Here is a 4583-nt window from a genome sequence, read left to right as displayed (position 1 = left end):
CGCCGGTGACCGGTTAAAGTATTTTGCCAAGTTCCCTGCTTCTCTCAGGTATGTCGCTTGCGTCCTTGTTGTGGCTCCTTTCAACTGAAGGTCTGCCAACATCTGATCTCTCAACTTTCCCATAATACAATCTCCTTTTGTTAATAAATTCCCGCCGGCTCATGCCGATGGTATGACAAAAGAAACTGTATTGAGATTCGAGTCGATCAGCAAGCGTAACAAAAAGTCTATGTTGAATATTCGGAGGGATTGGTTTATCGTGAACCACCAAAGAATGCCAAGCGGAGGCTACCGCGCAGCGGTTTAGTTCTTCAATTAATTATCCTTGATGGAATTTTTCAGCTATTGTGATATGGTCGGTATAAATATGGACACTACGTTAAGAGGAAGGATGCGCTTATGAAAAGAATCAGTTGGTTCTGTTTGATATTTAGTTTATTTGTTCTTGTAGGTTGTGTATGCGCCACTCAGAGCAATATAAACAGAACGTATGAGCTGAAAATGTTGACGGAGGAATACCCGCCAGTTACCTTTATGAAAGATGGAAAGGTTGCCGGTTTTGTCACGGACGTGGTGCGGGAGATCATTACCCGTCAGGGCATTCCAGATCACATTCGGTTGACCTCCTGGGATGAAGCCTACAATGAGGCGTTGAGCAACCCAAATGTAGTGCTCTTTAGTGCAGAGAGGACGGAAAAACGGGAGAAGCTGTTTCAATGGGTAGGGCCGGTCGGCAAAAATAGCGCGATCTTTTACGCAAAGAAGGGTTCCGGTATCAGAATCAACAGCTTGGAAGAGGCCAAAAAGATTCCTGCCATTGCGACGACTACTAACTGGTTTACCGAACAATACCTAAAGGACAAAGGTTTTACAAATCTGGTTAGTTCTCCTCTTCCAATCACCAGTGTTAAGCAACTCATGAACGGAGAGGTACAGCTTTCAGTCTTTACCGACATTACAATTCCCGAAATTGTAAAGAATGCCGGATACAGCATGGATGATCTGGAACCGGTCTTTACTGTGAGCAATACCTATTTTTACATCGCGGTGTCGCTTGGAACTCCTGTTGAGATGGTTAAAAAATGGCAGTCGGTCCTGGATGGCCTGAAGGCGGACGGCACCTTCGAAAAGATATACCGGAGCTACATTCCCAATGCGAACCTGAATGATCTGCTGAAAAAATAGAGAAAGAGTCCATTAAACCAGCATGATCCGGATGCGCTAATTTCCAGGATGCTGTACACAGTGAAACCTGTTTTCCATTGCGCATCAGACAGAAGGCCACCACGCCGACAAAGGGGGGGGTTATGAAATCCAGAATATCATTATGCCTCTTCTTTCTATTTTGTATGGCTTCCTTTGTCAGCGCCGACGAATACAGTGGCGGCGTTCAGGCACGGGTTGTCCTCAAAACAAAAAACATGAGCAACGGCCAACCCATCGCCTACTTAAAAATGGACAACCCTGAAGTGACGGTCATGACTGTGGAACTTCCCCTTGGTGCTGAAACAGGATGGCACACTCATCCTGTCCCTGTTTATGCCTACGTGTTATCAGGGTCATTGACTGTTGAGGTGGAGGGTAAAAAACATCAATCTTTCAATCTGGAGATGGGATCATCGAGATAGTCAACACCGGTCACTGCGGCAAAAATACCGGGGATGTTCCGGTCAAGCTGGTTGTTTTCTACACAGGTGCAGAGAATTTGCTCAATGTAATAAGAACAGTCGCACCCTGACTTAATTAGACAGAGCCTGTTGATTATTGGAGGGAGAGGGGCAGCTCTTGGTTATTGAATAGTGGGTCCTCCCGGTGATCTCCTGCTAAGGTAACACGGGGTTACTTTCTTGATCTCCTCGGTAAAATAAATACTCTTAGCTGATAAGGAGGATGGGATATGAAAAAAGCTTACGTGTTTATTCTTCTGGTTTTTCTGAGCATTATGTTTCTTAATCAAACCGCTTTCTGTCAGTCAAAAACAGGGAAAAGCTTATCGGCTTTGGATTTGATGATTAAGAGTGAGGTTGAAACGGCAATCAGCATGCTCCAGGCCATTTCTGAAAAACATCAAAAAGGTGAAATGACCATGGAGCAGGCAAAGAAGCTTGGCGCGGACCTGCTGCGAGAACTTCGCTACGGAACGGATGGATATTTCTGGGCAGATACTGAGGAGGGTGTCAATGTGATTCTCTACGGTCGGAAAGACGTTGAGGGGAGAAATCGGCTTGAGGACAAGGACCAGAAAGGCACTTTTTACGTAAAGGAATTCATCGGGAAGGCCAAAACCGGCGGCGGATATGTGGAGTACTGGTTTTCGAAGCGGGGAGAAAGCACCGCCAAACCCAAGAGATCATACGTGATGCCTTTCAAACCCTTCGGATGGGTTATCGGCACTGGATATTACCGATGAGATGAGAGGTACGGCGACTGAACCGATGGTTTTTTGTTGCTCATATCTTACGTACAACTTCCTCCCCAAATTTTTCACTTCGGAGAAAATGCAGGGCTTCTAATCGAAATCATTGATGTTCTTTCAGTAATATGTGATACGGGTAACCTGGTCTGTGAAAGGAGGGAAATAGAGATGAAAACGGTCAGAAGAATACAATACAAACCGATGTGCGGTTTTGTAAGGTTTGCCATGATTGTACTGTCGCTGATTGGCATAATGCTGTTTTTTTCTCTTTCCGTATTGGCGGAGGTGCGTGAGACCGTCAACCTGCGAGACATGGCAATGAAAATTATTCAAGCGTTCTCGTGGCAATGATCACCTTTATCGCCAGCCCCTGCTTTTCGATGCAAAATATCCTTTGACAAGCAAAAACAGCCCCCTATACTTCCGCCCATCGAAAGCAATGACTTATCAACAAAACGCCTCTGTCTGATTGATGGTAAGTATAATAATGAAGAAGAAGCCATGATCGGTAAAATTAAAAAAGCATTGGAGCTCTAGAAACCAAGACTCTCATGCCCTGTGGGATGATTTGCTTTTTATAAAAAACGATTAACGGTTTTCCAAATCCCGGAAAGCGATCATGTTATAGGAACTGGTTGCTTCCAATACCGCCCGGATGATCGCTCTGGTCATACAATCGGCCGCTGCTCTGCCGACCTCAATTAAAGCCATTGCTTTGGGCGCGGCGAAAAAACCGGGTGTATCGGGTAATTCTTTCTTGTTTGTCGCCATACAAAAAATTGTGTCACCATCGAACATTGTGTGCGCCGGCCGGATAGCGCGCGCCATCCCGTCATGAGCCATCTGGGCAATTTTTTGCGCCTGAGCTTTGGTCAAAACAGCGTCTGTTGCTACAATGCCGATTGTTGTGTTGCGGCCTGCTTCCGCTTTAGGCGGTACAGGTAACAATACCGATCTTTTTCCCTGCTTGCCGAATTCTGCGCCTTGCTCCATCCTTATTTCCCATGGTTTTCCAGTCGCCGGATCTATTACTGATCCCAAAGAATTGACGGCAACCATTGCCGCTACTGTCAATCCTGAAGCCAAAACTTCACTCGCCGTTCCCAGTCCGCCTTTAATCCCACCTGCCAGAGCGCCAGTACCCGCCCCCACGCATCCTAATGGAAACGCGTCGGGTCCGGCATTTTCACAAGCCTTGGTTCCCCATGCGGCATCAATTGCAGGGATATAGTCTTTGCCGCGACCCAAATCAAACAGCGCCGCTGCGGGCACTATCGGCGCCACGTTGCCAGCCTCAAGCGGAAAGCCCAAACCTTTCTTAGAAAGCCAGCGCACAACGCCATCCGCCGCGGAAAGACCGTACACCGAACCGCCGGTAAGGACAATCGCCTGCACTTTTTCCACCAGATTAAGCGGTGCCAAAAGATCAGTTTCGCGTGTACCCGGCGCTGAACCACGCACATCCACCCCGGCGGTTGCTCCCTCAGGACATATCGCCACACTTACACCGCAGGCCGCTTTGGTATCAGTAAAATGCCCAACCAACAGCCCTTCCACATCCGTAAGAGAATTATTTTTTTCCGTATTCATTCAAATGATCCTATTTGTTTTCTTGTTTATGCCCTTACTATAAGAATTTCGGTTTTGTATGTCAAGAAACTGTTTGCATTTTCCAATAAAGCCTATTCATGAAATATACAATTTGGGGAGGGAGATTTTCGGTTGATTGAAGGTGGGGGCTCCTTCCTGTAGTCCACAGGATCAGTATATTTGCATAGATACAAGACTTCGATGCGTAATCAACGAGCCACCCTGCAAATCTTCCCTGTCAAGAGCAAATAGAATGTCCGGTTTTGTAGCAAATGAATTGTCCGCTTTTTCTGTTCTTCAGGGAAGCCTGATTTTTGAACAGGAGATGAGCGGCGGACGTGCGCTAACCTCAATGGTTTTTAGGGTAACTCCGTCAGGCCGCCTTTTTTAGTTCTTTGAGTTTTCCTGACGGCAAGCAGACCTTCCTCGCGAAGTGGGTAGGCAAGGTCTTGGAGGACGACTATATCTGCTACGACATCACGTCGGTATCGTCGTATTCGGAACTCAACGAATTCATCAAATGGGGTCACAACCGCGACAAGGAGAAACTTCCCCAGATGAACCTCGCGATGCTGTT

The 4583-nt window shown here is 46.7% G+C and carries 6 protein-coding genes; 4 read left to right on the top strand and 2 right to left on the bottom strand.

The features are described from left to right. The first annotated feature begins 399 nt into the window (after positions 1-399). From Q7J27_01980 to Q7J27_01965, 4 genes are all read left to right on the top strand, one after another. Entirely contained in the window at positions 400-1185 is a 786-nt protein-coding gene (locus Q7J27_01980) for a transporter substrate-binding domain-containing protein (protein ID MDO9527908.1), read from the top strand. 122 nt (positions 1186-1307) lie between these two features. Next, positions 1308-1628: a hypothetical protein gene (locus Q7J27_01975; protein ID MDO9527907.1), complete on the top strand. Its 321-nt coding sequence runs from the start codon at positions 1308-1310 to the stop codon at positions 1626-1628. A gap of 269 nt (positions 1629-1897) precedes the next feature. Continuing rightward, on the top strand, positions 1898-2410 hold the full coding sequence (locus tag Q7J27_01970; GenBank protein MDO9527906.1) for a cache domain-containing protein: 513 nt from the start codon (positions 1898-1900) through the stop codon (positions 2408-2410). A gap of 174 nt (positions 2411-2584) precedes the next feature. Beyond that, on the top strand, positions 2585-2767 hold the full coding sequence (locus Q7J27_01965; protein ID MDO9527905.1) for a hypothetical protein: 183 nt from the start codon (positions 2585-2587) through the stop codon (positions 2765-2767). Between the two features lie 237 nt (positions 2768-3004). Here the strand turns inward: Q7J27_01965 and Q7J27_01960 are convergent, their stop codons facing one another. Beyond that, the gene (locus Q7J27_01960) at positions 3005-4006 is read right to left on the bottom strand and encodes a P1 family peptidase (GenBank protein ID MDO9527904.1); all 1002 of its coding nucleotides are present in this window, start codon (positions 4004-4006) and stop codon (positions 3005-3007) included. Positions 4007-4365: 359 nt separating this feature from the next. Then, the coding region (locus tag Q7J27_01955) for a hypothetical protein (GenBank protein MDO9527903.1) at positions 4366-4583 on the bottom strand (218 nt) is incomplete at its 5' end.

It is taken from the genome of Syntrophales bacterium, assembly GCA_030655775.1.
Taxonomy (GTDB): Bacteria; Desulfobacterota; Syntrophia; order Syntrophales; family JADFWA01; genus JAUSPI01.
This window is presented reverse-complemented; position numbering and strand designations above follow the sequence as displayed.

Coding starts and splice junctions, on each gene's coding strand:
- Q7J27_01980 (MDO9527908.1), top strand. CDS start 400: ATGAAAAGAATCAGTTGGTTCTGTTTGATATTTAGTTTATTTGTTCTT.
- Q7J27_01975 (MDO9527907.1), top strand. CDS start 1,308: ATGAAATCCAGAATATCATTATGCCTCTTCTTTCTATTTTGTATGGCT.
- Q7J27_01970 (MDO9527906.1), top strand. CDS start 1,898: ATGAAAAAAGCTTACGTGTTTATTCTTCTGGTTTTTCTGAGCATTATG.
- Q7J27_01965 (MDO9527905.1), top strand. CDS start 2,585: ATGAAAACGGTCAGAAGAATACAATACAAACCGATGTGCGGTTTTGTA.
- Q7J27_01960 (MDO9527904.1), bottom strand. CDS start 4,006: ATGAATACGGAAAAAAATAATTCTCTTACGGATGTGGAAGGGCTGTTG.